This is a genomic window from Streptomyces albidicamelliae (genome assembly GCF_025642175.1).
Classification (GTDB): domain Bacteria; phylum Actinomycetota; class Actinomycetes; order Streptomycetales; family Streptomycetaceae; genus Streptomyces; species Streptomyces albidocamelliae.
The window spans coordinates 7,013,401-7,037,762 of the sequence record NZ_CP106795.1 but is presented as its reverse complement, the minus strand read 5'-3'; the positions used below and the strand labels follow the sequence as shown (position 1 = coordinate 7,037,762).

The following is a 24,362-nucleotide window of genomic DNA, read 5'->3' as shown; positions in this document are numbered from 1 at the left end:
GTGCAGCGCCTGGCGTGGTCCGAGTCAGATGTTCCATACACCGTATGGAACATCTCCGTAATGAATACCATACGCCGTACGGAAGTGTCGAAGTGGCGTGGGTCACCGACACTCCTGGAGCTGATGAGGCAAGAGGCGCCGTTCCTCTACCTGGCCGCGCGGCCCCAGCCCCGCTCGTAGCGCCAGAACGTTCACTCCCGGACCCCGCTGCCTGCCCGGTACCGGGACGTTGCGCAGACCGCGCAGGGATCTCGCGGACCTCTGCGGATAGTGGTCGAGGATGCGGTCCAGGGCCGCCAGTCGCTCGGTTTCGCTTTCCTCTCCCAGCACGCGCTCCCTGGCGAACTCGTGCACGAGGTCGTGCCAGGTGGGCCGGCCGTGCTCGGTGTCGCGCAGGAGATGGACGAGCTGAGCGAGCCCGAGGAGATCGGCCGTCCGGAACTCGTCGAGTCCCGCACCGGCGGCCGCCGCGGCGATCGAGCGCCCGGTGCCCGCCATCAGGCCGAGTGAACGGAACACCCGCTTCGCCTCGTCCGGCAGCGATTCGTACGAGAGGTCGAGCGCGCCGCGGACGGCGACGCTGGGGTGATCGACGCGATCGCGTTCAAGTACCGCACCGGGACGCCGTGGATGGATCTGCCCGAACGCTTCAGGTCGTGGAAGGGCGCCCACAACCGGCTGCGGATGTGGGCGGCCGACGGCACTTGGGTGAAGGTTTTCACCGCCCTGCCGGCCGAGGCTGACGCCGAGGGCGATCCGGAGTGGGTCGTCGCGGTCGACTCCACGTTCGTGCGGCCGCTGGCCTTCTGGAAAGGCCCTAGGCCGACTTGGCGGCCGCCGCGTCCACCAGCCACGGCAGCGCCCCCCGGTCCCCCGAACCGAGCCGCGTGTACGCGCCGTACAGATGGTTCCCGACGGTCCGCACCGACAGGGTCAGGCGCTCCGCGATCTCCCGGTTGCTCAGCCCCGCGGCGGCGAGGGTGACGATCTGGCGCTGCCGCACGGTGAGTTCGCCGAGGACGAGTCCGGACAGCGCCGGTGTGCGGGCTCCCTCGCAGCGGCGGGCGAGCGCGACCGCACGCGTGCGCGAGAGGCGCGCGGCGCTCGGATCGCGATGCGCCCGCACGGCCTGCGCGTACGCCTCCGCCGCGAACAGCAGGAACCCGCGTTCCCGCAGCGCCCCGGCGGCCCGGTCCAGCGCGGGCCCGTCACCGCGGGCGAGCGCCTCGGCGTGCCGGGCGAGGACACTCCCGGCCGGCAACCGCCGGGCAGCCGGCCCGGGTTCACCGAGGCGCACGGCCTCGTAGGGCCCGAACACGTCGCTCTCGTCCGGGTCGCGGGTCCTGCTGCGGCCACCGCCGTCGATCGCCGCTTCCGTCATCTCCTGTTCGGCCAGCAGCAGTTCCCCGCGGCAGCCGGCGTCGTCCGGCGCCTGGCGCAGCCCCTCGCGGGCCCAGGCCGCCGCCTCCCGCACCGCCCCGCCCAGCCGCGCGTACCGGGCCCGTACGGCGGCGTACCCGGCCGGGAGCCGGGCGCCCTCCGCCACCAGCCACTCCCCTACCGGCGCGGGCACGGGCCGGACGTCCAGCTCCCGGATCCGCCGTGCGAGTGTGCGCTGTTCGGCGTCGAGTGCGCCGCCGTACCCGTCCGCGCCGCGGGACAGGCGGCGGGCGCGGAGCCGGCCGGCCGAGGCACGCAGGGCCGGGCCGTGCAGGGGGTGGGCGAGCGTGACGGCGCCGTCGTCGCCGACCTCGATCAGGGCGTCCGCCTCCAGTCGTTCGAGAACGTCCAGGTCGAGGCCGTCCAGGGGCAGCGGCAGGGGTTCGGCGAAGGCGAGGCGTTCCAGGGTGTCGCGGTCGCCGGGTCCGGGGCGCTCCAGCACCGGTGCCAGGCGCTCGCGGACGGCCGGGGTGACCGGCAGCGCGCCCCGCCAGGCCCGCTCACCGGTGCCCGGCAGGGGGACCAGCCGTCCGGTGGCGTCGAGCGCGGTCACCAGGTCGCGCAGCAGACGGAGATCGCCCCGGCACACGCGGTGCAGCCGGCCCACCGTGAGGGGTTCCAGTCCAGTGCCGGCGAGCAGCCCGGCGGTGTCCTCGCGGGGCAGCGGGGCGAGGGCGAGACGGGGCAGCAGCTCCCCGGTCCACAGCCGGGACACCGCGGCCGGTGCGGCCGTGTCGTCGACGGCGGCCACGACCAGCCGGGTGCGCCCGTGCACGGCGAGCTGGTGGACGACGGCGGCGGAGGCCTCGTCGAGCAGGTGGGCGTCGTCCACGACGAGCAGGCGTACACCGGACAGGAGCTGGACCGCGCGGTGCGGGGAGACGGTGTCGGGCAGCAGGTGCGCGAGCGCGGCGAAGGGGAGTTCCCGGGCCTCGGGGGTGCCGGTGACCCGGAGATGGTCCGTGCCCCGCAGCGCCTCCTCGATCAGCCGGGTCTTGCCGTGGCCCGGCGGCCCGGTCACCACGATCCCGTGCCGTCCGCCGGCCGACGCCCCGCGGACCAGCTCCAGTTCGTCCTCCCGGCCGGTGAACGGCCAGGGCGTCTCGGGGGTCCGCGGGTCCTGCTCGAAAGTCCTCACCTCATCGGGAGCGCCCGTACTCGGTTCTGATACAGGGGGAGTTGAGTAGCCCCCGACTCAGGCGCCCGGTGCCGGTGGGCGGGCAGTCTTGCCGCATGACCCGACGCCTCTGCTCGCTACCGCGGCAGCCGGCCCCGTCCTTCGCGGCGGGGCTGACGGCCGAGCGGCAGGGCGCGCTGCTCGCGGGGCGGCGGATGTGGGTCAACGGCACGGTCCTGCACTACTGCTTCCTCGACACCGCTACCGACGCCTCGGTGATCCCGGTTCCCGGGACCGCGGAACTGCGCCGGGTGCCGTGGGGCGGCGGCGCGGGGCAGCGGGACGTGGTGCGCGAGTGCTTCCGCGAGTGGCAGGGCCTCGGTATCGGCGTGACCTTCGCCGAGGTCGGCGACCGGCGGGAGGCGGAACTGCGGATCGGCTTCCAGGCCGGTGCGGGTTCCTGGTCGGCGGTGGGGCGGGGGGCCCTGTCGGTCGGCCGTGGCGAGCGCACCATGAATTTCGGCTGGGACGTGACCGCGCCGGGGGAGCGCGGGACCGTCCTGCACCAGATCGGGCACGCGCTCGGTCTGGTGCACGAGCACCAGAGCCCGTTCGCCGGGCTCCACTGGGACGACGAGGCCGTGTACGCCGAGCTGGCGGGTCCGCCGAACTTCTGGAGCAGGCAGACGACGTACGCGAACGTGTTGCGGACGCTGGACGCCGGCGAGGCGAGCGGCTCGGTGTGGGACCCGCAGTCGGTCATGGCGCTGCCCTTCGGGCCGGGGCTCGTGCTGGAGCCGGAGCAGTACCGAGGGGGGCTGCATCCGTCCGGCACACCGTCGCCGGCCGACAAGGAGCTGGTGCTGCGCTGGTACCCGCCGGCGGAGCCGGCCGGTCCGGCCCCGCTGGTGCCGTTCCGGTCGGTGCCGCTGGGTCTCGGCCCGGCGGACCAGGCCGACTTCGTGGTCGAACCGCCGGAGACCCGCGACTACACCGTGGGGACCTTCGGCGACGCCGACACCGTGCTCGTGGTCTTCGAGGAGCGTGACGGGGAAGCGCGCTATCTCGCGGGGCACGACGACGGCGGCGGCCCGGACAACGCCGTTGTCGGGGTACGGCTCGTCAGGGGCCGCCGCTACTTCGTCCGGGTCCGCCTGTACTCCGGCTGGGGTGCGGGCGAGACCGCGGTCATGTGCTGGTGAGGGGGGCGGACCAGGGGGGACCAGGGTCCGGCGCCGGGGGAACGGTCGCGGACGTCACCCACGGGGGAGGTGACGTCCGCGGCCACGCCGCCGTGCGGCGCGGGTCAGGACGCGTGCCGGCGGGCGGGGGGGGGAGCCCGTGTCCGGGAAAGTAAGGCAGTCGGCCGCTGGTTGGTCGCGGCCGTCCGCGAAGTGGACCCGCGGGACCCGTTCTCACCTGCGGGAAGTGTCCGGGGCGTCGGCCGCGTGGCCGGCCCAGTCCAGGATCTGGACGGCCGCTCCGGCCGCCTCCAGGCCCTGGCAACGGCCGTGGTGGCGGCGGGAGATGCCGTCGAGGTCCACATGGCGGCCGAAGGCGGGACGGGCGGCCAGGCGGCGGGCATAGGCCCACAGGGCGTGGTGGCCGGCGATCCGGTGGACCGCGGAGGCGTCGAGGTGGCAGCGGTGGACGGTGTCGAGCTGCACCAGGGTCACCCACAGTTCCACGTCGGCCGCGGTGAGCCGGTCGTCGACCAGGTACTCCGCGTCGAGCAGCCGCCGCTCCAGCCGGCCGAGGGTGCCGATCAGGACCTCCAGGGCGGCGGCCCGTTCGGCGGGGTCCGTCCCGGCCCGTCCGGCGCTCTGGGCGGCCTCCTCGATGCCCTCGGTGCACATCCGCTCGACGGCCTCGATCACGGACTCCGTTCCGCACGGGTACAGGCAGGTGTCGCCGTCGTACGCGAAGCGGTCGAGGTCGCGCAGGATGTCGCGGGCGTGGGTGCTGACGATGCGTCCGGACCAGTCGTCGCTGAGCACGGGCGCGACGGCGGGGCCGGTGTAGTGGTGGGCGCTCGCCTCGTACAGCGGCAGCAGCGCCGCGTGGCCGCCGTCGGGACGGTCGGGGACCGCGGGCAGCACGGTGACGGGACAACTGCCGTCCAGGGCCAGGAGGCTGTGGCCGACGGCCAGGCGCAGCCCGTCGGGACAGGCGGTCGAGAGATGGAGCCGGTAGCGGTGCGGCACGGCGTAGTGGCCGCTGCGGGCGTCCCGGCCGATCCGGCCGCGGAAGGCGCTGGCGCCGCGGTTGACGTCGGCGGCGAGCGGGCTGGTGGACATGCGTCTCCCCTGGTCGTCCGGCGTGCGGAAGGGCGCACCGGCGGGCGCTTCGTGCGGTGCGGGTGAGGTGCCCGGCTCAGTGCCGGCCGCTGATGGCGCTGCAGACGCGCAGCAGATCGATGTGGAGGCGGGAGGTGAGCAGGGGGGCGCGGAACGGCGTGCGGCCTGCTCGGCCGGTGACCGTTTCGAGGCGCGCCATGATTTCCTACCTGTTCACTAGGATTCCCTCCCTGGAGTGTCGATCGGGCTCCGTACGGCGTCAAGGGGGCGTCCACGCCTGGGACTCGGGGCGTGTCGACGCGGCGGCCGGGAAGGGGCGCGGGGACTCCCCAGCAAGAGGGACATGTGACATAGTACTGATGTGGCGAAGCGACTGACCTGCGATGTCGTGGTCGTCGGAGCCGGAATGGTGGGCGCGGCCTGTGCACTGTACGCCGCGCGCGCCGGCCTCGACGTTCGGGTGGTGGACCGGGGGGCGGTGGCCGGCGGCACCACCGGCGCCGGCGAGGGCAACCTGCTCGTCTCCGACAAGGAACCGGGTCCGGAGCTCGAACTGGCTCTGCTGTCCGCCGGGTTGTGGACCGAGCTGGCGGAGGAGCTGGGCCGGGCGATCGAGTACGAGCCGAAGGGCGGCCTCGTGGTCGCGTCGACACCGGACGCCCTGTCGGCGCTGGCCGCCTTCGCCGCGGGCCAGCGGGCCGCCGGCGTCACGGCCGAGCCGGTCGCACCGGATGAACTGCTCACCCTGGAGCCTCACTTGGCCCCCGGCCTGGCGGGCGGAGTGCTCTACCCGCAGGACGCCCAGGTGATGCCCGCACTGGCCGCCGCCCATCTGCTGCGCGCCTCCGGTGCCGCCGTGCACACCGGCCACACGGTGACCGGTGTGCTGCGCGCGGCGGACGGCCCGGTGCGCGGCGTCCGGACCGACCGGGGCGACATCCACGCGTCCGCGGTGGTCAACGCGGCCGGCACCTGGGGCGCCGACCTCGCCTCGCTGGCGGGTGTCCGGCTGCCGGTGCTCCCCCGGCGCGGCTTCGTCCTGGTCACCGAGCCGCTGCCGCGGACGGTGCGGCACAAGGTGTACGCCGCCGACTACGTGGCCGACGTGGCCAGCGACTCCGCGGCTCTGCGCGCCTCACCGGTGGTGGAGGGCACGGCAGCGGGACCCGTCCTGATCGGTGCCACCCGCGAACGGGTCGGCTTCGACCGCTCGTTGTCGCTCCCTGCCGTGCGGGCGCTCGCGGCCGGGGCGATCGGCCTGTTCCCCTTCCTGGCACGGGTGCACGCCCAGCGGACCTACGCGGGTTTCCGGCCGTATCTGCCCGACCACCTCCCGGCGATCGGACCGGACCCCCGGGCGCCCGGACTGTTCCACGCCTGCGGGCACGAGGGCGCCGGCATCGGACTGGCCCCCGGTACCGGGCAGTTGATCGCACACGCGCTCACCGGCGGGGTGACCGGACAGGACATCGCACCGTTCCGGCCGGAGCGGTTCGAGGACGCCCGGTTCGAGGACGACGGGTACGAGGACGACGCGTTCAAGGACGACGCGTTCAAGGACGAGTTCGACGACGGAGGCGAGGCCCGGTGAATCCGATGGAGCTGACCCGGGCACGGCCGGGCGAGGCCTTCACCGTGACGTTCGACGGACGGCCCCTGCCCGCGCTGCCGGGCCAGACGATCGCGGCGGCGCTGTGGTCGGCGGGTGTGACGGCCTGGCGCAGTACGCGGGGCACCGGAGCGCCGCGCGGGGTGTTCTGCGGGATCGGCGTGTGCTTCGACTGCCTGGTCACCGTCGACGGCCGCCCGAACAGGCGGGCCTGTCTGGTGCCCGTACGCCCGGGACAGCTGATCCGCAGCCAGGAGGGGACGGGCCACGACAATGACTGAACACCCTCGTCTCGCCGTGATCGGCGCGGGTCCGGCCGGGCTCGCCGCGGCCCTGGCGGCGGCCGCCCGGGGCGTCCAGGTGACCCTCCTGGACGCGGCCGGCCAGGCGGGCGGCCAGTTCTACCGGCAGCCCGCCCCGGCTCTCGGCGCCCGCCGGCCGCAGGCCCTGCACCACCAGTGGCGCACCTGGGAACGGCTGCGGGACGGACTCGACCGGCACCGGGCCGCGGGACGCGTCACCCACCTGACGGAACATCATGTGTGGTGCGTGCGGCGCGACTCCGGTCCGGCGGCGATCACCGTGCACGCGCTGCTCGGTCCGGATCAGGACGAGGGGATCACCGTCCGCGCCGACGCCGTGCTGCTCGCCACCGGAAGCTACGAACGCGTACTGCCGTTCCCCGGCTGGACGCTGCCCGGGGTCGTCACTGCGGGCGGTGCTCAGGCCATGCTCAAGGGCGGCCTGGTGCTGCCCGGCCGTACGGCGGTCGTCGCCGGAACCGGCCCGCTGCTGCTCCCCGTGGCCACCGGGCTCGCCGCGGCGGGCGCCCGGGTGGCCGCGCTGGCCGAGTCCGCCGCCCCCGGGGCCCTGCTGCGCCGGGCGCCCGCCCTGGCCGCACACCCCGGGAAGCTCGCCGAGGGCGCGGGCTACGCGGCCCGGCTGCTGCGGCACGGCGTACGGGTGCTGCCCCGGCACACGGTGGTCGAGGCGCACGGCACCGGCCGGCTGGAGGCGGTCACCGTGGCCGCGCTCGGCCGGGACGGGCGGACCAGGCAGGGCAGTGCCCGTCGCATCCCCTGCGACACCCTCGCCGTCGGTCACGGCCTGCTGCCGCACACCGACCTCGCGGAGACCCTCGGCTGCACCCTGTCCGGCACGGACGTACGGGTCGACGACGAGCAGCGCACCGATGTGCCCGGGGTCTGGGCGGCCGGTGAGACCACCGGCGTCGGCGGAGCGGCCCTCGCGCTCGCCGAGGGCGAGGTCGCCGGCCGCTCGGTCGCGGCCCGGCTGCACGGCACGGTCCCCGACCCGCGCCGCTGGGCCGCCGCCCGGGCCAGAAGCCGGCTGCGTTCGTTCGCCGCCGCCCTGGACGCGGTGTACGCGCCGCCGGCGGGCTGGGCCCGGGAGGTCCCGGACGACACGGTCGTGTGCCGCTGCGAGGAGGTCACCGCCGGTGAGGTCCGCGCGGCCGCGGACACGCTCGGCGCCTCCGACCAGCGCACCGTGAAGCTGCTCACCCGGGCCGGAATGGGCTGGTGCCAGGGCCGGATGTGCGCACCCGCGGTGGCCGCCCTCACCGGCTGCCCGCTCGCACCGGGACGCCGGCCGTTCGCACGGCCGGTACCGCTCGGCGTCCTGGCCGCACTGCCCGAGGCGGACTGACACCCCGGCGCCGTACGGGACGGCACGGACTTCCAGTGGTATGTCACACCTTACGAAAGGGAGACGACGCATGACACAGACCCGGCACCGCCCCTGGCACGGCATCCTCGTGGCCACCGCGCTCCCCCTGCGCGACGACCTCTCCGTCGACCACGACCGTTACGCCGAGCACTGCGCCTGGCTGGTCGCGAACGGCTGCGACGGTGTCGTACCGAACGGCTCGCTCGGCGAGTACCAGGTGCTCGCCCCGGAGGAACGCGCCCGGGTGGTCAAGACCGCCGTGTCCGCGATCGGCGGTGACCGGGTGATGCCGGGCGTCGCCGCGTACGGCTCGGCGGAGGCGCGCCGGTGGGCCGAGCAGGCCGCCGAGGCCGGATGCGCCTCGGTGATGCTGCTGCCGCCCAACGCCTACCGGGCCGACGAGCGGTCCGTGCTCGCCCACTACGCGGAGGTCGCCCGGACGGGCCTGCCGGTGGTGGCGTACAACAATCCGGTCGACACCAAGGTCGACCTGGTGCCCGAACTCCTCGCCCGGCTGCACGCCGAGGGGCACGTCCACGCGGTCAAGGAGTTCTCGGGCGACGTCCGCCGGGCCTACCGCATCGCCGAACTCGCCCCGGATCTGGACCTGCTGGTCGGCGCCGACGACGTCCTGCTGGAGCTGGCCGTGGCGGGCGCCAAGGGCTGGGTGGCCGGCTACCCGAACGCGCTCCCCCGCGCCTCGGCGGAGCTGTACCGTGCCGCGGTGTCCGGCGACCTCACCACCGCGCTCCCCCTCTACCGGCAGCTGCACCCACTGCTGCGCTGGGACTCACGGGTCGAGTTCGTGCAGGCGATCAAACTGTCCATGGACGTCGTCGGGCGGTACGGGGGCCCGGTGCGCCCGCCGCGCGTACCGTTGGCGCCGGAGCAGCAGGCCGCGGTCCGGGCGGCCACCGAGAAGGCCGTCGCCGCGGGGCTCGTCTGACAAGGAGACCGGTCAGTGCGCAGCACACTCGTCCTGCACGCCGTCGACTCGCACACCGAGGGCATGCCGACCCGCGTGATCACCGGCGGGATCGGCACCGTACCCGGTGCGACCATGAACGAGCGACGGCTGTACTTCCGTGAACACCGCGACCACATCAAGCGGTTGCTGATGAACGAGCCGCGCGGCCACTCCGCGATGAGCGGCGCGATCCTCCAGCCGCCGAGCCGCCCCGACTGCGACTGGGGCGTGATCTACATCGAGGTCTCCGGCTACCTGCCGATGTGCGGGCACGGCACGATCGGGGTGGCCACCGTGCTGGTGGAGACCGGCATGGTGGAGGTGGTGGAGCCGGTCACCACCGTCCGGCTCGACACCCCGGCGGGGGTGGTGGTGGCCGAGGTGGCCGTCCAGGACGGCGCCGCGCGGCACGTGACCCTGCGGAACGTGCCGTCGTACGCCGTCGCCCTGGACCGCGAGATCACCCTGCCCGACGGCCGCACGGTCACCTACGACCTCGCGTACGGCGGCAACTTCTACGCGATCCTCCCCCTCGACGCCTTCGGGCTGCCCTTCGACCGCTCCCGCAAGGACGACATCCTCGCCGCCGGCCTGTCCCTGATGAGGGCCGTCAACGCGGAGGCGGAACCGGTGCACCCCGAGGACCCCTCCATCCGCGGCTGCCACCACGTCCACCTCCTGGCCCCCGGCGCCACCGCCCGGCACTCCCGGCACGCGATGGCCATCCATCCGGGCTGGTTCGACCGCTCCCCGTGCGGTACGGGTACCAGCGCGCGCATGGCGCAACTGCACGCGCGCGGTGAACTCCCCCTGCACACCGAGTTCGTGAACGAGTCGTTCATCGGCACGCACTTCACCGGGCGGCTGCTCGGCACGACGGAGGTGGCCGGGATCCCGGCCGTGCTGCCCAGCTTCACCGGCCGCGCGTGGATCACCGGCACCGCCCAGTACCTGCTGGATCCCACCGACCCCTTCCCGGAGGGGTTCGTCCTCTAGACTCATCCGGTGATGCGTGACATGGCACAGGATGCGACGGCCGCCGACCTGCCCGCGCTCCCCCGGCTCGGCGGCCGGCGGAGCAGCTTTCGCGAGCGGGTGGCCGACGCGCTGCGCGCCGCGCTGGTCGCGGGCGAGCTGCGGCCCGGCGAGGTCTACTCGGCGCCGTCGCTCGCCGCCCGCTTCGGCGTCTCCGCGACGCCGGTGCGGGAGGCGATGCTGGACCTGGCCAAGGAGGGCCTGGTCGACACCGTGCCCAACAAGGGTTTCCGGGTCACCGCCGTGTCGGACAGGCAGCTCGACGAGTACACGCACATCCGCGCGCTGATCGAGATCCCCACCGTGGTCGAGCTCGCGCGTACGGCGGACCGCGTCTCGCTGGAGGCGCTGCGGCCCGCGGCCCGGGAGATCGTCACCGCCGCCGTGGCCGGCGACCTGATCGCCTACGTCGAGGCGGACACCCGCTTCCACCTGGGTCTGCTGGCGCTCGCGGGCAACGCCCACCTCGTGGAGGTCGTCGCCGACCTGCGCAAACGGTCACGCCTCTACGGGCTCACCGCGCTGGTGGAGGCGGGCCGGCTGCTGGCCTCCGCCGAGGAGCACCTGGAACTCCTCGACGCGCTGCTGGAGCGCGACGCACAGGCCGTGCGCGAGATCATGACCCGGCACCTGGGGCACGTCCGCGGCCTCTGGGCGTCGGCCGACTGATCCCCCGCCCGCCGCACCGCGTCTCACCTAGGCCGGACATCTCACGGCGCCGAGGCCGCCGTACGACGCTATTTGCGTGATCCGGCGGCCTCCACGGGACAAGGAACGGCGATTTTGCGCCAGATCGGGGCATCCCCGACCATGGGCCCGTCCCGGCGATCCCGGGAACGTCAGTTCCACGAGAGGCGCACCACGCATGCACAGCACCGGAACCGTCTCGGCTCCGGCCTCCGCGGAGACCCACGCGGTCCCCGGCGGGGACCCGCACGGCGACACCGGCCGGCACGCCCGCCGGTTCGGCCTGCCCGTCGCCACCGCCCTGGTGATGGGCAACATCATCGGCGGCGGCATCTTCCTGCTCCCCGCCTCCATCGCCCCGTACGGCACGGTCAGCCTGGTCGCCTTCGGCGTCCTCACCGTCGGCGCCATCGCGCTGGCCCTGGTGTTCGGCCGGCTCGCCGCACGCGACCCCCGCACCGGCGGCCCGTACGTGTACGCCCGCGAGGCCTTCGGCGACTTCGCCGGCTTCCTCGCCGCGTGGTCGTACTGGATCACCACCTGGGTGTCCAACGCCGCACTCGCCGTGGCCGCCGTCGGCTACCTCGACGTGCTGATCCCGGTGGGCGGCCACGCCTGGACCGCGTGCCTGGCCGCCCTCGCGCTGCAGTGGCTGCCCGCACTCGCCAACTTCGCCGGCACCCGCTACGTCGGCGCCGTCCAACTGGTGTCCACGGTGCTGAAGTTCGTGCCGCTGCTGCTCGTCGCCGTGGGCGGACTGTTCTTCTTCGACCCCTCGCGGCTCGGGCCGTTCAACTCCAGCGGGCACGGCGCGATCGGCGCGGTGTCCGCCTCGGCGGCCCTGCTGCTCTTCTCCTACCTCGGCGTGGAGTCGGCCGCCGTCAGCGCGGGCGAGGTCGAGAACGCCCGCCGGAACGTGGGGCGCGCCACCGTCATCGGCACCGCGGGTGCCGCGCTGGTCTACCTGCTGGGCACGCTGTCCGTCTTCGGCACGGTCGCGCACGACCGCCTGGTGAACTCCACGGCGCCGTTCTCGGACGCCGTGAACACGATGTTCGGCGGCACCTGGGGCGGTACGGCGGTCGCGCTGGCCGCGCTGGTGTCGATGACCGGCTGCCTGAACGGCTGGACGCTGCTGAGCGCTCAGACCCCCTACGCCGCCGCCAAGGACGGTCTGTTCCCGGCCGCGTTCGCGCGGCGCCGGCGGGGCGTGCCGACGGTGGGCGTCGCTGTCACGGTCGTCCTGTCCTCCCTGCTCACCGCGTACAACTACCTGTCGGGCTCGGGGAAGGTCTTCGAGGTCCTGGTGCTCGTCACCACGTTCACCGCGACCGTGCCGTACCTGCTGGCGACGGCCGCGCAACTGTTCCATCTGGTGTCCGGGGACCGCCCGGTCGACCGGGGCCGGCTGCTGCGGGACTCCGTGATCACCGCGGTGGCCGCGGTCTTCTCCATCTGGCTGATGGCGGGCGCCGGTTACGCGGCGGTCTACCAGGGCGTGCTGTTCCTGTTCGTCGGCATCCTGGTCTACGCGGTGATGGCGGCCCGCCGCCGTCGCCAGGAGACGGCGGCCGTCACCGCCGGGGAATGACGGAAGGCCGTCTCCTCGTCCATGAGAAAACGGCCTTCGACCCGCGATGAAGCTGGTCGGGACGACAGGATTTGAACCTGCGACCCCTTGACCCCCAGTCAAGTGCGCTACCAAGCTGCGCCACGTCCCGCCGCGGTCCCCCACGGGGTGTCCCGTGTGATCACGCAGGTCAACCCTACCGCACCCGGGCCGGTGCGCGTGTCGACTCGGCAGGGGTGCGCACGGTACGGCCGGGACGGCGGGCCGGGACGAGGAGGGCGGCGCCGGCCGCGGCCAGCAGGAGGACGGCGAGCAGGGCCCAGGCGTGGGTGTAGCCGGACTCGTACGGCAGGCCGGAGGGCTGGAGCCGGCCGGTCACCAGCACACTGGTGAGCGCGGCGCCGATGGAGCCGCCGATGGTGCGGATGTTGGCGTTCATGCCGGTCGCGGCACCGGTCTGCTCCGGCGGGACGCTGCCCACCACGAGATTGGCCATCGAGGCGAAGGCCAGCCCGATGCCGAGCCCGAACAGGCCCGCGACGACGGCGATCTGCCACTGCTCGTCGTGCCGGAGGGCGAGCAGGCCGCAGGCCACGGCGCCGAGCGCGGCACCCGTGGTGAGCAGGGCCTTCGCGCCCACGCGGGGTTCCAGGCGGCCGGAGAGGACACCGGAGAGGAACATCGCGACGAGCATCGGCAGCATGAGCAGACCCGACGCGGTGACGCTCGCGCCGAAGCCGTAGCCCGCCGCGGAGGGCGTCTGGACGAAGCCGGGCAGGAAGGACCAGATCGCGTACATGCCCGCGCCGAAGAGCAGGGCGGCCGTGTTGGTGGTCCACACGGCGGGCAGCCGCATCACACGCAGGTCGATCAGCGGACTGCGGGAACGGGCCTCGGCCGTGAGCCACAGGGCGAACAGGACGACGGCGGCGGCGAACAGGCCGAGCACCTCGGGCGAGCCCCAGCCCCAGCGCGTGGCCTGGCTCAGCGGCAGCAGCAGGGCCACCAGCCAGCCGGAGAGCAGGAAGGCCCCGGCCCAACTGACCTTCCCTTCCGCCCGCTTGGGGGACTCGGGGACGTAGCGCGCGGCGATGAGGACGGTCGCGGCGACGATCGCGACCGGTATCCAGAACAGCCACCGGTAGTCGAGCGCGGAGACGATCGGCCCGGCGGCCACGATGCCGACGCCACCGCCCGCGGCGATCACCGCGGAGAGGTTGCTGATGCTGCCGGGGACCTCGGCGGCGGCGAACTCGTCCCGGATGATGCCGAAGGAGAGCGGGAACAGGGCGCCGCCGACGCCCTGGACGATCCGGGCGACGATGAGGACGCCGATGTTCGGGGCCAGCGCGGCGACGAGACAGCCCGCGAGGACCGTCACCAGGACCGCTACGAGGGTGCGCTTCTTGCCGGTGAGGTCGCCGACCCGGCCGAGGATCGGGGTGAAGACCGAGGCGGACAGCAGGTAGGCCGTCATCACCCAGGTCGCGGTGGACTGGGAGGTGTGCAGGGCGTGCTGGACGGTCGGCAGGGCCGGCGCGATCAGCGACTGGAGCATGGAGAACACGCCGGCACCGGTCGCGAGGACCGCGAAGGTGAGGCGGGTGGACGTGCGGGGCATGGAGGAGCCTCTCCGGAATGCGTGACGCGGAGGGTGCGAAGGTCTGACGGCGGGCCCGTGCGGGCCCGCGGGGAAGGGGTGCGGCGGGCAGGCGCCGGGACGCGTCCGTCCACGGCGGAGCCACCTCCGCACTGCTAAAGTGGAGGTACCCCTCCACTCTAACGGAGGTACCCCTCCGGTTCAAGATGCGGAGGTTGACCTCCGTTTCGAGCCCACCCCCGGGAGGCAGAAGTGACGGCCACGCCGTTCCCCGTCGGCGAGATCGTGGCGACCCGCCGGCCGCACCGCAAGGACGCGGCACGCAACTACGACGCCCTGCTCGCCGCCGCCCGCGAGGCGTTCGCGGAGCACGGCTCGGACGCCTCGCTGGAGGACGTCGCCCGCCGCGCGGGCGTCGGCATCGGCACCCTGTACCGGAACTTCCCCACCCGCCGGGACCTCTTCGAGAGCGTCTACGCGGACGAGGTGAACACCCTGTGCCGGGCCGCGGTCGAACTCGCCGGCGGTGAGCCCTGGGAGGCGCTGACCGCCTGGCTGGACCGGTTCGCCGGCTACATGGTCACCAAGCGGGCGGTGCGCGAGGCCCTGAACAACGAGTCGGACATCTTCACGGCCTGCCGCGACTCCATGTACGCCGCCGGCGGCCCGCTGCTGGAGCGTGCCCAGCGGGCGGGCGTGGCGCGGACGGACATGGACTTCGGCGATCTGCTCCGGATGGTCGCCGGGATCATGGCGACGGCGTTCGACGACGACGCCCAGCGCGACCGGGTCCTCGCCATCGCGCTGGACGGGGTGCGCACCGCCCGCTGAGCCGGGCGGCCCGGCCCCCGCTCCCGCCGGGCGCCCGGGCGGCGGCCTACTTGATCAGCGCGTTCGCCACCACCACGACCAGCCCGAGGAGCGCGTCCCCGAGGCCCACCAGCACGGCGCCGGGCCAGCCGCGGGCCGCCCAGCGGGCCGTGACCAGGCCGAGCACGAACAGGATGAGGATGTTGAGGACGAACGCCGCGTACTCGACGCCCTTCGCGGGCCACCACTTCCACCACGCGCCCACGAGCAGGAGGACCGTCGGCAGCACGGCCGCCACGAGCGGCCACTCGTCGCGCAGGGCCAGCAGGATGTCCCAGCGGCGGTGCGGGCCCCGCTCGGCGATGTAGTGGGCGTACCCGTGGGCGAGGGCGGAGGCGCCCGCGGTCACCAGCACCCACGCGGCGTCGTAGCCGCGGACCGCGGCGGAGGTGTGCCCGTACTGGGTGAGCGCCGCGACCATCGAGCTGGCGAGGACGGCGCCGTACACCCCGCCGAACAGGACCATCTCGCGCGTGCCGTGCTGCCGGGGCGGTGCCGCGCCGGGCGCCGTGACGTCGGACATGCCTCCCACGATCACCCGCGGCCCGGCCCTCTGCCAGTCAGCGCGCCCGACGAAGTGTCCTCCGACCAGGCCCGATGCCGCACACACTGTCCACGGCGGCGGGGTGCGCCCGCTCGTTAGGGTCGGCCCATGACGCACAGCTTCGCGCTCCACATCCCCGACGCCGATCTCGAACCCGAACCCCTCGACCCGGAGCAGATCGTCTCCGGTACCCCGGAGGTGACTGGCAAGGTGGTCTGGGAGTCCCCGGACGGCAGGCAGATCCGCGGGATCTGGCAGATCACCCCGGGCGTGGTCACGGACACCGAGGCGGACGAGCTGTTCGTGGTGGTCAGCGGGTCGGCGACGATCGAGGTCGAGGGCGGCCCCACGCTGACGGTGGGCCCGGGCGACATGGCGGTGCTCCGCGCGGGCGACCGTACGACGTGGACCGTGCACGAGACCCTGCGCAAGGCGTACGCGATCAACCTGTGAGGCGGCCGGCCGGCTCCCCGGTCGTGCCCCGGACCTCCAGGGTCGGTACGGCGAGGTGCACGCGCCCCTCGCCGTCCGGCCGCTCGAAGCGGTCCAGCAGGCAGCGGGCGGCGCGCCGGCCCATCTCGTGCGGGGCGGTGTCCACGGTGGTCAGCCAGAGGTGGCGCAGCCGCGAGATGCCGGTGTTGTCGTAGCCGGCCACCGACAGGTCGCGCGGCACCCGCAGGCCCAGTTCGGCGGCCGCCGAGAGCGCGCCGATCGCGGCCATGTCGTTGACGCAGAAGAGCGCCGTGGGCCGGTCGGCGCGGCCGAGCAGCCGGACGGTCCCCCGGTACCCGCCCTCCTCGGTGAGGTCGCCGGCCTCGACGAGCGGCTCGGCGCCGTGGGCTCGCATCGCCGCCTCGAAGCCGCGCCTGCGCAGCGCGCCGACGGCGCCGTGGCCCGCGAGGTGCGCGATCCTGCGGTGGCCGAGGCCGAGCAGGTGCTCGGTGGCTAGCCGGGCACCCCGTTCGTCGTCCCCGGCCACGAGGTCCACGCCGGGCGCCGGGTGCTCGCGGGCGCCCGCCACGACCACGGGCAGGCGCCGCGCGAGGGTGCCGAGCGCGCCCGCGTCCGGGACCGTGCCGACCACCACCAGCCCGTCGACGCCGAGGTCCAGGAAGGGCTCGGCGAGGTCGTGCCCCAGCCGCCGGTTCAGGCGGGCGTCGGCGAGGAGCATGTGCAGCCCCGCCGTGTGCAGCAGCGAGTTCAGACCGTCCAGGAGCTCCACGAACCAGGGGTTGCGCAGATCGTCGAGGAGAACGCCGACCGTGCGGGTGCGCTGCTCGCTCAGGCTGCGGGCGGCCGCGTTGGGCCGGTAGCCCAGCTCGTCTACGGCCCGCAGGACGGCGTCCCGCCTCCCGGCGCTCACCGGGCCGGAGCCGCGCAGCACCAGGGAGACCAGCGACTTCGACACTCCCGCGCGCTCGGCCACGTCGCGGATCGTCGGAGGTCTCATGGATGGACCGTTCCATGGACCGGTCCGGCTGTCAAAGGCCGTGGGGCCGCTTACCAGGAACGAAAGCGTCCTGCTTGACAGCCGATCCATGTCCGGACATGGTGACCGGGACAGGAGATGGACCGGTCCAACGAGGGGCTGTCATGGTGGATGCGCTCGGTGTCGCCGTCGTCGGGTTCGGCTGGATGGGCCGGGTGCACACCCAGGCCTACGCCCGGCTCCCGCACCACTACCCCCGGCTGCCGCTGCGCCCGCGGCTGGTCACGGTCGCCGAGGAGGTGCCGGGGCGCGCCGAGGAGGCGGCCGAGCGGTTCGGGTTCGCGTCCGCCACCCGCGACTGGCGCGAGGTGGCCGCCGACCCGCGTGTCCGGGCGGTCAGCGTCACCGCGCCGAACTTCCTGCACCGGGAGATCGGCGTGGCGATGGCCGAGGCCGGAAAGCACGTCTGGATCGAGAAACCGGTGGGCCTGGACGCGGCGGACGCCCGCGCCGTCGCGGACGCGGTCGCGACGGCGGGCGTGCAGGGGGCGGTCGGTTTCAACTACCGCAACGCGCCCGCCGTGGAAGCCGCCCGCGACCTGATCGCCGCAGGCGGGATCGGCACGGTCACCCATGTGCGCATCCGGCTGTTCAGCGATTACGCGGCCCACCCGGACGGCGCCCTGACCTGGCGGTACGAGCGGGCGCGCGGGGGCAGCGGAGTGCTCGGGGACCTGGCCTCGCACGGCGCCGACCTGGCCCGCTTCCTGCTCGGTGACATCGCCTCCCTCACCGCCGACACCGCGGTCTTCGTCCCCGAGCGGGCCCGCCCGGCCGGCGCCACCGCCGGTCACGCCCTCGCGTCCGGCGGGGAGCGCGGCCCGGTCGAGAACGAGGACTACGTGGGCTGCCTGCTGCGTTTCGTCTCCGGCGCCCGAGGGGTGCTGGAGGCCTGCCGGGTCTCGGTCGGCGAGCAGAACTCCTACGGCTTCGCGGTGCACGGCACCCGGGGCGCGGTGTTCTGGGACTTCCGCCGGATGAACGAGCTGCGCACCAGCCTCGGCACCACCTACCAGGACCAGCCGGTCAGCACGCAGTACGTCGGACCGGGCGCCGGCGAGTTCGCCGCGTTCCAGCCGGGCGCGGCCAACGCGATGGGGTACGACGACCTGAAGGTCATCGAGGCGTACCGCTTCGTCCGGTCCGTCGCCGAGGGCACACCGTACGGCGCCACCCTGGCCGACGCGGTGCGCAGTGCGGCCGTGCTGGACGCGATGGCGCGGTCCGCTCAGAGCGGGTCCTGGGTGGACGTCGAAGCGAGCTGAGCGAGCCGCCGGACACCGGCGGCGAGCGCGTCGGCCACCGGCCGCGGGGGTGTGTCGGCCGCTCCGGTGGTCCGGGCCGTGAGCGGCAGTTCCACCTGGACCCCGCCCAGGCGGGTGAGGTTGACCGGGTTCCTGGGATGCAGCCCGCGCAGCGCGGCCGGGATCGCCGCCAGGTCCGCGACCGCCCGGAACCCTGGTGCGAGGACGCGCAGTTCCTCGGCCAGGAGGTGCGCGGCCTCGCGGTTGCCGCCGCCCAGGAAGAGGGTCCGCGGTGCGTGCGGCCGCATGTGGCCGTGGAGCGAGACCGTGAGGGCGACCCGGTCGAGGAACTCGCGCAGCAGCGCGCAGTGGTCCGCCGCCATCCGCGGGGACGGGATGTGCCGGGGCCGCGGCACTCCCGGCTGGGTGAAGACCAGGCTGGTGGCTCCGCACCACCGGGCCACCAGGTCCGCCAGCTCGGCGGTGCCGCCCTCGTTGCTGCCGTGCAGCGCGAGCAGCCCGACCGCGCCGCCCGGCACGAGGGTCGCGGTCAGCGGTACGCCCTCGATCTCCACGTGTTCGGTCCGGCTCACCCGATCCCCTTCAGTCGTCCCGCCGCGCGGGCAGGTTGTACGGCGTGACGACCTGGATGGCGGTCGGCAGCGCCGGACCGGCCGGGGGCAGCGCGCCGTGCGCGCGCATGACGTGCCGACAGGCCTCGCGCATGTCCTGGCGCAGGTCGTGGTGGAGGACGGCGGACAGCCGGTGCTCGCGCAGCAGACGGGTGTTGTCGTGGTCGAGGTCGTGGGCGACGAACACGGCGCATTCGCGGCCGAGATCCGCGAAGGCCCGCAGGGTGGCGTCGTTGCCGCCGCCGATGGAGTACACGGCCCGGATCTCCGCGTCGCGCTCCAGGGCGGCGCGGACGAGGTCGTACTGCGTGGCGTCCAGGCCCTGGCCCTCGGCGATCTCGACCAGGGTCCGCTGCGGGTGCCGGGCCCGCATCACGCTGCGGAAGCCCATCTCCCGCTCCTCCTCGTTGCGGAAGAAGCCGCTGCTGAGGCTGGTGAGGACGTGGCCGGGCCGGTCGCCGAGCCACTGGCCCGTCAGATACGCGGCGGTCGCGCCGGCCGCCCGGTCGTCGATACCGACGTAGGCCAGCCGGCCGCTCGTGGGCAGGTCGGTGACGAGGGTGACGACGGGGATGCCGGCGGCGGTGAGCCGGCCGACGGCCGCGGTGACCTCCGGGACGTCCGGCGCCTTGAGGATCACGCCCTGCGAGCCGCGCCGGGCGATCCGGTCCAGCGTTCCGGCCTGCTCGGCGGCCGGGCCGGTCTCGCGGAAGTGGAAGCGGGAGCGCAGCACCGCCGGGTGCAGGGAGGGCAGTTCGGCCTCCAGGGCGGCGCGTACGGCGGTGGTGAACCGCTCCGGCGCCTGCACCACGATGTCGACCATGAAGGTACGGCCGGACAGCCGGACCTGGGTGCGCTGGCGGTCTAGGTCGGCGATCGCCCGGCGCACCTCCTGCGCGGTGCTCTCGCGCACCCCTCCCCGGTGGTTGAGCACCCGGTCCACGGTGGCCTCGCTCAGGCCCGCCTGCCGCGCGATCTCCCGGAGGGGGAACGGGTGTCCCATGGACCGGCTCCTTGAGGGGTTTTTGACGGGTGTCTGCTGGTTGTTCGAGGGGTTTGTACTGACAAGAATGACAGGACCGCGCCGATCCCGTGCCCGAAAGCAGGACGCCGATGTCCCTCAGCTCCGCCCCCGGCCGCGCCCGGCTCTGCGAACAGGACTGCGATCTCGACGTCTTCCGCACGCTCGTCGGCCGTACGACGCGTCTCGCGGACCATCCGCACGCCTCCTCGGTGACGGAGAACGTCCTCGTCTACGAGGGCGAGCGCCTGCGTACGGCCGGCGACCGGGACGCGCTGCGGGCCGAGCTGGTGCGGGCGCTCGCCGACGGCCCCGGGATCGTCGTCGTCCGGGGCGCCTTCCCGGACCCCGCCGTCGTGGACGGGGTCACGGCGGTCTTCGAGGCGCTGATCGCCGGGCAGCGGGCCTCCGGCACGAGCGCCGGCGACCACTTCGCGCGGCCGGGCGCCAACGACCGGGTGTGGAACGCGCTGGAGAAGACGGCCCTGTACGACCCGGAGGCGTTCGCCGCGTACTACGCGAACGAGGTGCTGGCCCTCGTGTCGACGGCCTGGCTCGGCCCCGGCTACCAGGTCACCTCGCAGGTCAACGTGGTCAACCCGGGCGGCGCCGGCCAGACCGCGCACCGGGACTACCACCTCGGTTTCCTGAGCAACGCGGCGGCGGCCGCCTACCCCGCCCATGTGCACCGCCTCTCCCCGGTGCTCACGCTCCAGGGGGCGGTCGCCCACTGCGACATGCCGGTGGAGTCGGGGCCGACGCGGTACCTGCCGTACTCGCAGACGTACGAGCCGGGCTATCTGGCCTGGCGGCTGCCCGCGTTCCAGGAGTACTTCGAGGCGCACCAGGTGCAGCTCCCGCTCGCCAAGGGTGACGCGGCCTTCTTCAACCCGGCGCTCTTCCACGCCGCCGGGACGAACCGGACGGCCGACGTGCGGCGCACGGCCAACCTCCTCCAGATCTCCTCCGCCTTCGGGCGCGCGATGGAGACGGTGGACCGGGAGGCGGTGGCCGGCGCGGTGTTCCCGGTGCTGCTGCGGCACCGGTCCCGGGGCGCGGCGCGGGAGTGGCTCGACAACGTCGTCGCGGCGAGCGCCGAGGGCTACCCCTTCCCCACCGACCTCGACAGCGATCCGCCGGTCGACGGGACGGCCCCGTCGTCGCAGGCGGACCTGCTGCGGCGCGCGGTGCGCGAGGAGTGGACGCCGGAGCGGCTCCGCGAGGCTCTGCGGGCCGCCGCCGGACGCCGGAGGAACTGAACCATGGGGCTGAACGGACTCCTCCGGGAGAAGGTCGTCCTGGTCAACGGCGGCAGCCAGGGGGTGGGTGCCGCGATCGCGCGGGCCGCCGTCCGGGAGGGTGCCGTGGTGGCGGTGGGCGCGCGCCGGCCCGGACCGGGCGAGGCCCTGGTGGCCGAGCTGGCGGACGCCGGCGGCGAGGCGCGGTACGTGCGGGCCGATCTGGCGGACGCCGGGCAGGCGAAGGCGTCGGTGGCCGAGGTGGTGGCCGCGTACGGCCGGATCGACTGCCTGGTGAACGCGGCGGGGCTGACCTCCCGGGGGACGCTGCTGGACACCACGCCGGAGCTGTTCGACGAGCACATCGCGGTCAACCTCCGGGGACCGTTCTTCGCGATGCAGGCCGCGGTCGCCGACATGCTGGCCCGCGAGGCGCCCGGCACGATCGTCAACGTGATCACCTCCTCGGCGCACGGCGGGCAGCCGTTCCTGGCACCGTACGTGGCCGCCAAGGCGGGCCTGATGGGCTTGACCAGGAACGTCGCGCACGCACATCGCTGGGACCGGATCCGGGTCAACGGCCTGAACATCGGCTGGACGGCGACGGAGGGCGAGGACGCCACCCAGCGCGCCTTCCACGGCGCGGGCGACGACTGGCAGGAGCGGGCCGCGGAGCGGCTGCCGATGGGCAGGCTCGGCCGGCCGGACGAGATCGCGGACTTCGTGGTCCTGCTGCTGTCCGACCGGTCGGGCGTGGTCACCGGCTCGGTGATCGACTGGGACCAGAACGTGCTCGGCGGGCTGGACTGAGACGTGCCGGCCCGCCCGCCGTCGCGGGGTGGGCCCGGCGGACGAACGGGGCCGGGACCGGACCCCGGCGGCGGACCTCACCCACCAAGTAGGAAGCAGCGAAGCAATGCGCATCGGAATCCTCGGCCTGGGCCGCATCGGCGCCTTCCACGCCGAGACCCTCTCGGAACTGGACGCCGTCGACTCGCTCGTCGTCGCCGATCCGTTCGCGGACGCCGCCAAGGCCGCCGCCGAGCGGTTCGGGGCCGAGGTGGCGGACTCGCCGGAGGCACTCCTCTCGGCCGGTGTCGACGGCCTGGTCGTGGCGGCCGCCACGGGCGCCCATCCCGCGCTGATCCGCGCCGGTGTCGAGGCGGGCGTGCCGGTCTTCTGCGAGAAGCCGGTGGCGCGGACCATGGCCGAGGGTGTCGGAGTGCTGGCGGCCGTGCGCGGCAGCGGTGTCCCGATCCAGATCGGCTACAACCGCCGCTTCGACGCGGGCTTCACCGCCGCGCGGGCCGCCGTGCGGGCGGGCGAGCTGGGCACGCTGCACACGGTCCGGTCCACCACCCTGGACCCGGCTCCGCCGCCGGCCGCGTACGTCGCCGCGTCCGGCGGGATCTTCCGGGACTGCTCCGTGCACGACTTCGACATCATCCGCTGGGTGACGGGGCGTGAGGTGACCGAGGTGTACGCGGCCGGCGGCAACCGCGGCGCCGACTACATCGCGGCGGCGGGCGACGCGGACACCGTCGGCGCGGTCCTCACCCTGGACGACGGCACCCTCGCGGTGGTCTCCAACTCCCGTCACAACGGCCGGGGTTACGACGTGCGGATGGAACTGCACGGCTTCCGGGACTCGATCGCCGTGGGCCTGGACGGTCAGCTGCCGCTCCGCTCCGTCGAGCCCGGGGTGAGCTTCCCGGCAGGTACCCCGCACGACTTCTTCATGGACCGGTTCGCCGCCGCCTACCGCGCCGAACTGACCGCGTTCACCGAGGTCGTGGCGGGGACCCGGCCCTCGCCCTGCACGATCGAGGACGCCCTGGAGGCGGGCTGGATCGCCGAGGCCTGCACCCTGTCGCTGCGCGAGCACCGGCCGGTGAGCCTCGCGGAGGTGCGGGAGGGCTGAGAGGGCGGTGCGGCGCCGGGACACCCGGCGCCGCACTCTCGTCCCGACCGCAGGACCGGATCAGCCACAGGACCAGATCAGCCACAGGACCGGCCCAAGCACCGGGCCGGCCCGGCCCGGCCCGGCCGCGGGAGCGGATCAGCCGCAGTAGCGGATCAGCCACTCGTCCGGGTTGTAGGTGTCGCGGGCCGGGTCCGGCACGGTGGCGGGCTTCGTCTCGATCGTGTCCTCCGGCCGTATCCGCTCGGGCAGTGTGCCGAAGCGGTGGGCGCGCCAGGCCGCCGCGTCGGTGGTGGCCGTGTCCTGGGCGTTCTGCCGGGGCTCGGTGCGCTGCGTCATCTCGTCCTCCCGTCTGCGCGGGCATCCCCCGTCGTCCTTCACAACGCCCGCGTGCCCCCGCTTGGTTCCCGTACGCCTGCCGGCCGAATCCCCTGCGGTTGCGCAGGAACCGCGGGGGATCCGGCCGGCGGGCGCGGGGTCAGGACGTGCCCTCGGGGGACTTCGCCACCGGCGCGGTCAGGTCGCCCTCCTCGGGCAGCTCCTCCACGTCGACGCCGCGCACCTGGGACAGTTCGTGCTTGAGCGCGGCCAGTTCGGCGCCGCCCGCCATGTGGTTGGTCAGCTCCTCCAGCCCGACCTCGGCGCGGTCGGCGGACAGTTCGAGGGTGCCGAGGCGCAGCACGCTGAAGTGGTCGCCGACCATGTAGGCGTGGTGGGGGTTGTGGGTGATGAAGATGACGCCGAGTCCGCGTTCACGGGCCGCGGCGATGTACTTCAGGACCACTCCGGACTGCTTGACGCCGAGGGCGGCCGTCGGCTCGTCGAGGATGAGGACGCGGGCGCCGAAGTAGACGGCGCGGGCGATCGCCACGCTCTGCCGCTGACCGCCGGAGAGGGTGCCGATGGGCTGTTCCAGGTCGTTCAGGACGATGCCCATGTTGCGCAGTTCCTCGTCGGCCGTCCGCTTCATGCGGGCGATGTCGAGGCGGCGCACGGGCCAGGGTCCCCTGGTCATCTCGGAGCCGAGGAAGAAGTTCCGCCACACCGGCATCAGCGGGACGGTGGCCAGGTCCTGGTAGACGGTGGCGATGCCCTTGTCCAGGGCCTCGCGCGGGGAGGTGAACCGCACCGGCGCGCCGTCGACCAGGAACTCACCCTCGGTGTGCTGGTGCAGACCCGAGATGATCTTGATGAGGGTGGACTTGCCGGCGCCGTTGTCGCCGAGGACGCAGGTCACCCGGCCTGCGTGCACCGTCAGGTCGACGCCGTGCAGCGCGCGGACGTTGCCGTAGGACTTGCCCGCTCCGCGCAGCTCGACCAGGGGGCCATCCCCCTCGGGCGGAGCGTCCTTCAGGACGGCGCCGTGGGTTCCGGTCGTCTTGTCAGTCATCG

General features: G+C 74.1%; 25 protein-coding genes and 1 tRNA gene. 14 read left to right on the top strand and 12 right to left on the bottom strand.

Annotated elements, in window-relative coordinates:
- Positions 1–102 precede the first annotated feature (102 nt).
- Both N8I86_RS31875 and N8I86_RS31870 read right to left on the bottom strand, forming a co-directional pair.
- Positions 103–519 carry a hypothetical protein gene (locus N8I86_RS31875; RefSeq protein WP_263279318.1) on the bottom strand — a complete coding sequence of 139 codons (417 nt, stop codon included), beginning with the start codon at positions 517–519 and terminating at the stop codon, positions 103–105.
- Positions 520–817: 298 nt separating this feature from the next.
- The gene (locus N8I86_RS31870) at positions 818–2,578 is read right to left on the bottom strand and encodes a LuxR family transcriptional regulator AbsR2 (RefSeq protein ID WP_263279317.1); all 1,761 of its coding nucleotides are present in this window, start codon (positions 2,576–2,578) and stop codon (positions 818–820) included.
- A gap of 95 nt (positions 2,579–2,673) precedes the next feature.
- On the opposite strand from N8I86_RS31870, the gene absR1 reads away from it, so the two are divergent.
- Positions 2,674–3,759, top strand: a complete 1,086-nt coding sequence (absR1, locus tag N8I86_RS31865) for a beta-glucuronidase AbsR1 (RefSeq protein ID WP_263279316.1) — start codon at positions 2,674–2,676, stop codon at positions 3,757–3,759.
- Between the two features lie 213 nt (positions 3,760–3,972).
- Here the strand turns inward: absR1 and N8I86_RS31860 are convergent, their stop codons facing one another.
- A complete protein-coding gene (locus tag N8I86_RS31860) occupies positions 3,973–4,854 on the bottom strand; it encodes a glutathione S-transferase C-terminal domain-containing protein (RefSeq protein ID WP_263279315.1) in 882 nt (293 codons plus the stop codon).
- 76 nt (positions 4,855–4,930) lie between these two features.
- A complete protein-coding gene (locus N8I86_RS31855) occupies positions 4,931–5,053 on the bottom strand; it encodes a putative leader peptide (protein ID WP_256339413.1) in 123 nt (40 codons plus the stop codon).
- 162 nt (positions 5,054–5,215) lie between these two features.
- Here N8I86_RS31855 and N8I86_RS31850 point away from each other — a divergent pair, with 162 nt between their 5' ends.
- From N8I86_RS31850 to N8I86_RS31820, 7 genes are all read left to right on the top strand, one after another.
- Positions 5,216–6,445 (top strand): NAD(P)/FAD-dependent oxidoreductase, encoded by a 1,230-nt coding sequence (locus N8I86_RS31850; protein WP_263279314.1) that lies wholly within the window; start codon positions 5,216–5,218, stop codon positions 6,443–6,445.
- The gene (locus N8I86_RS31845) at positions 6,442–6,744 is read left to right on the top strand and encodes a (2Fe-2S)-binding protein (protein ID WP_185091659.1); all 303 of its coding nucleotides are present in this window, start codon (positions 6,442–6,444) and stop codon (positions 6,742–6,744) included. The genes N8I86_RS31850 and N8I86_RS31845 overlap by 4 nt, the downstream gene beginning before the upstream one ends.
- Positions 6,737–8,131, top strand: coding sequence for an FAD/NAD(P)-dependent oxidoreductase (locus N8I86_RS31840; RefSeq protein WP_263279313.1), 1,395 nt, complete (start codon positions 6,737–6,739; stop codon positions 8,129–8,131). The genes N8I86_RS31845 and N8I86_RS31840 overlap by 8 nt, the downstream gene beginning before the upstream one ends.
- A 70-nt stretch (positions 8,132–8,201) precedes the next feature.
- The gene (locus tag N8I86_RS31835; RefSeq protein WP_263279312.1) at positions 8,202–9,098 is read left to right on the top strand and encodes a dihydrodipicolinate synthase family protein; all 897 of its coding nucleotides are present in this window, start codon (positions 8,202–8,204) and stop codon (positions 9,096–9,098) included.
- A 15-nt stretch (positions 9,099–9,113) separates the two neighbouring features.
- A complete protein-coding gene (locus tag N8I86_RS31830; protein ID WP_073891319.1) occupies positions 9,114–10,115 on the top strand; it encodes a proline racemase family protein in 1,002 nt (333 codons plus the stop codon).
- A gap of 21 nt (positions 10,116–10,136) precedes the next feature.
- Positions 10,137–10,823 (top strand): GntR family transcriptional regulator, encoded by a 687-nt coding sequence (locus N8I86_RS31825; RefSeq protein WP_241840880.1) that lies wholly within the window; start codon positions 10,137–10,139, stop codon positions 10,821–10,823.
- A 196-nt stretch (positions 10,824–11,019) separates the two neighbouring features.
- The gene (locus tag N8I86_RS31820) at positions 11,020–12,432 is read left to right on the top strand and encodes an amino acid permease (RefSeq protein WP_073891322.1); all 1,413 of its coding nucleotides are present in this window, start codon (positions 11,020–11,022) and stop codon (positions 12,430–12,432) included.
- Positions 12,433–12,485: 53 nt separating this feature from the next.
- Here N8I86_RS31820 and N8I86_RS31815 read toward each other — a convergent pair.
- Together N8I86_RS31815 and N8I86_RS31810 are read right to left on the bottom strand one after the other, a co-directional pair.
- Positions 12,486–12,562, bottom strand: a tRNA-Pro gene (locus N8I86_RS31815).
- A gap of 45 nt (positions 12,563–12,607) precedes the next feature.
- On the bottom strand, positions 12,608–14,032 hold the full coding sequence (locus tag N8I86_RS31810) for an MFS transporter (protein WP_263279311.1): 1,425 nt from the start codon (positions 14,030–14,032) through the stop codon (positions 12,608–12,610).
- A 231-nt stretch (positions 14,033–14,263) separates the two neighbouring features.
- On the opposite strand from N8I86_RS31810, the gene N8I86_RS31805 reads away from it, so the two are divergent.
- On the top strand, positions 14,264–14,842 hold the full coding sequence (locus N8I86_RS31805; RefSeq protein WP_073891325.1) for a TetR/AcrR family transcriptional regulator: 579 nt from the start codon (positions 14,264–14,266) through the stop codon (positions 14,840–14,842).
- A gap of 46 nt (positions 14,843–14,888) precedes the next feature.
- Here the strand turns inward: N8I86_RS31805 and N8I86_RS31800 are convergent, their stop codons facing one another.
- On the bottom strand, positions 14,889–15,404 hold the full coding sequence (locus N8I86_RS31800) for a hypothetical protein (RefSeq protein WP_073891327.1): 516 nt from the start codon (positions 15,402–15,404) through the stop codon (positions 14,889–14,891).
- A gap of 129 nt (positions 15,405–15,533) precedes the next feature.
- On the opposite strand from N8I86_RS31800, the gene N8I86_RS31795 reads away from it, so the two are divergent.
- Positions 15,534–15,878 carry a cupin domain-containing protein gene (locus N8I86_RS31795; protein WP_263279310.1) on the top strand — a complete coding sequence of 115 codons (345 nt, stop codon included), beginning with the start codon at positions 15,534–15,536 and terminating at the stop codon, positions 15,876–15,878.
- On the opposite strand, the gene N8I86_RS31790 is transcribed toward N8I86_RS31795, so the two are convergent.
- Positions 15,868–16,875: a LacI family DNA-binding transcriptional regulator gene (locus N8I86_RS31790; RefSeq protein ID WP_073891330.1), complete on the bottom strand. Its 1,008-nt coding sequence runs from the start codon at positions 16,873–16,875 to the stop codon at positions 15,868–15,870. The two genes, N8I86_RS31795 and N8I86_RS31790, sit on opposite strands and share 11 nt — an antisense overlap.
- Before the next feature lie 143 nt (positions 16,876–17,018).
- Between N8I86_RS31790 and N8I86_RS31785 the strand changes: the two genes are divergently transcribed.
- Positions 17,019–18,179 (top strand): Gfo/Idh/MocA family protein, encoded by a 1,161-nt coding sequence (locus N8I86_RS31785; RefSeq protein ID WP_073891332.1) that lies wholly within the window; start codon positions 17,019–17,021, stop codon positions 18,177–18,179.
- On the opposite strand, the gene N8I86_RS31780 is transcribed toward N8I86_RS31785, so the two are convergent.
- A complete protein-coding gene (locus N8I86_RS31780) occupies positions 18,143–18,751 on the bottom strand; it encodes a poly-gamma-glutamate hydrolase family protein (RefSeq protein WP_263279309.1) in 609 nt (202 codons plus the stop codon). The genes N8I86_RS31785 and N8I86_RS31780 overlap by 37 nt on opposite strands.
- A 10-nt stretch (positions 18,752–18,761) precedes the next feature.
- Positions 18,762–19,793 carry a LacI family DNA-binding transcriptional regulator gene (locus N8I86_RS31775; protein ID WP_073891335.1) on the bottom strand — a complete coding sequence of 344 codons (1,032 nt, stop codon included), beginning with the start codon at positions 19,791–19,793 and terminating at the stop codon, positions 18,762–18,764.
- A gap of 110 nt (positions 19,794–19,903) precedes the next feature.
- Here N8I86_RS31775 and N8I86_RS31770 point away from each other — a divergent pair, with 110 nt between their 5' ends.
- The 3 genes from N8I86_RS31770 (at position 19,904) to N8I86_RS31760 (ending at position 22,970) form a co-directional block, all read left to right on the top strand.
- Positions 19,904–21,070: a phytanoyl-CoA dioxygenase family protein gene (locus N8I86_RS31770; protein WP_073891337.1), complete on the top strand. Its 1,167-nt coding sequence runs from the start codon at positions 19,904–19,906 to the stop codon at positions 21,068–21,070.
- 3 nt (positions 21,071–21,073) lie between these two features.
- Entirely contained in the window at positions 21,074–21,859 is a 786-nt protein-coding gene (locus tag N8I86_RS31765) for an SDR family oxidoreductase (RefSeq protein ID WP_263279308.1), read from the top strand.
- A 106-nt stretch (positions 21,860–21,965) separates the two neighbouring features.
- Entirely contained in the window at positions 21,966–22,970 is a 1,005-nt protein-coding gene (locus tag N8I86_RS31760) for a Gfo/Idh/MocA family protein (protein WP_263279307.1), read from the top strand.
- 138 nt (positions 22,971–23,108) lie between these two features.
- Here the strand turns inward: N8I86_RS31760 and N8I86_RS31755 are convergent, their stop codons facing one another.
- Complete coding sequence (locus tag N8I86_RS31755; RefSeq protein ID WP_263279306.1) at positions 23,109–23,309, bottom strand: hypothetical protein; 201 nt, start codon at positions 23,307–23,309, stop codon at positions 23,109–23,111.
- 139 nt (positions 23,310–23,448) lie between these two features.
- A complete protein-coding gene (locus N8I86_RS31750; protein WP_263279305.1) occupies positions 23,449–24,360 on the bottom strand; it encodes an ATP-binding cassette domain-containing protein in 912 nt (303 codons plus the stop codon).
- Positions 24,361–24,362: the final 2 nt, after the last annotated feature.

Excerpts from the sequence above, each read along its gene's own strand:
- absR1 (WP_263279316.1), top strand. The coding sequence starts at position 2,674 with ATGACCCGACGCCTCTGCTCGCTACCGCGGCAGCCGGCCCCGTCCTTC.
- N8I86_RS31860 (WP_263279315.1), bottom strand. The coding sequence starts at position 4,854 with ATGTCCACCAGCCCGCTCGCCGCCGACGTCAACCGCGGCGCCAGCGCC.
- N8I86_RS31855 (WP_256339413.1), bottom strand. The coding sequence starts at position 5,053 with ATGGCGCGCCTCGAAACGGTCACCGGCCGAGCAGGCCGCACGCCGTTC.
- N8I86_RS31840 (WP_263279313.1), top strand. The coding sequence starts at position 6,737 with ATGACTGAACACCCTCGTCTCGCCGTGATCGGCGCGGGTCCGGCCGGG.
- N8I86_RS31835 (WP_263279312.1), top strand. The coding sequence starts at position 8,202 with ATGACACAGACCCGGCACCGCCCCTGGCACGGCATCCTCGTGGCCACC.
- N8I86_RS31825 (WP_241840880.1), top strand. The coding sequence starts at position 10,137 with ATGGCACAGGATGCGACGGCCGCCGACCTGCCCGCGCTCCCCCGGCTC.
- N8I86_RS31820 (WP_073891322.1), top strand. The coding sequence starts at position 11,020 with ATGCACAGCACCGGAACCGTCTCGGCTCCGGCCTCCGCGGAGACCCAC.
- N8I86_RS31810 (WP_263279311.1), bottom strand. The coding sequence starts at position 14,032 with ATGCCCCGCACGTCCACCCGCCTCACCTTCGCGGTCCTCGCGACCGGT.
- N8I86_RS31800 (WP_073891327.1), bottom strand. The coding sequence starts at position 15,404 with ATGTCCGACGTCACGGCGCCCGGCGCGGCACCGCCCCGGCAGCACGGC.
- N8I86_RS31795 (WP_263279310.1), top strand. The coding sequence starts at position 15,534 with ATGACGCACAGCTTCGCGCTCCACATCCCCGACGCCGATCTCGAACCC.
- N8I86_RS31790 (WP_073891330.1), bottom strand. The coding sequence starts at position 16,875 with ATGAGACCTCCGACGATCCGCGACGTGGCCGAGCGCGCGGGAGTGTCG.
- N8I86_RS31785 (WP_073891332.1), top strand. The coding sequence starts at position 17,019 with ATGGTGGATGCGCTCGGTGTCGCCGTCGTCGGGTTCGGCTGGATGGGC.
- N8I86_RS31775 (WP_073891335.1), bottom strand. The coding sequence starts at position 19,793 with ATGGGACACCCGTTCCCCCTCCGGGAGATCGCGCGGCAGGCGGGCCTG.
- N8I86_RS31770 (WP_073891337.1), top strand. The coding sequence starts at position 19,904 with ATGTCCCTCAGCTCCGCCCCCGGCCGCGCCCGGCTCTGCGAACAGGAC.
- N8I86_RS31765 (WP_263279308.1), top strand. The coding sequence starts at position 21,074 with ATGGGGCTGAACGGACTCCTCCGGGAGAAGGTCGTCCTGGTCAACGGC.
- N8I86_RS31760 (WP_263279307.1), top strand. The coding sequence starts at position 21,966 with ATGCGCATCGGAATCCTCGGCCTGGGCCGCATCGGCGCCTTCCACGCC.
- N8I86_RS31755 (WP_263279306.1), bottom strand. The coding sequence starts at position 23,309 with ATGACGCAGCGCACCGAGCCCCGGCAGAACGCCCAGGACACGGCCACC.
- N8I86_RS31750 (WP_263279305.1), bottom strand. The coding sequence starts at position 24,360 with ATGACTGACAAGACGACCGGAACCCACGGCGCCGTCCTGAAGGACGCT.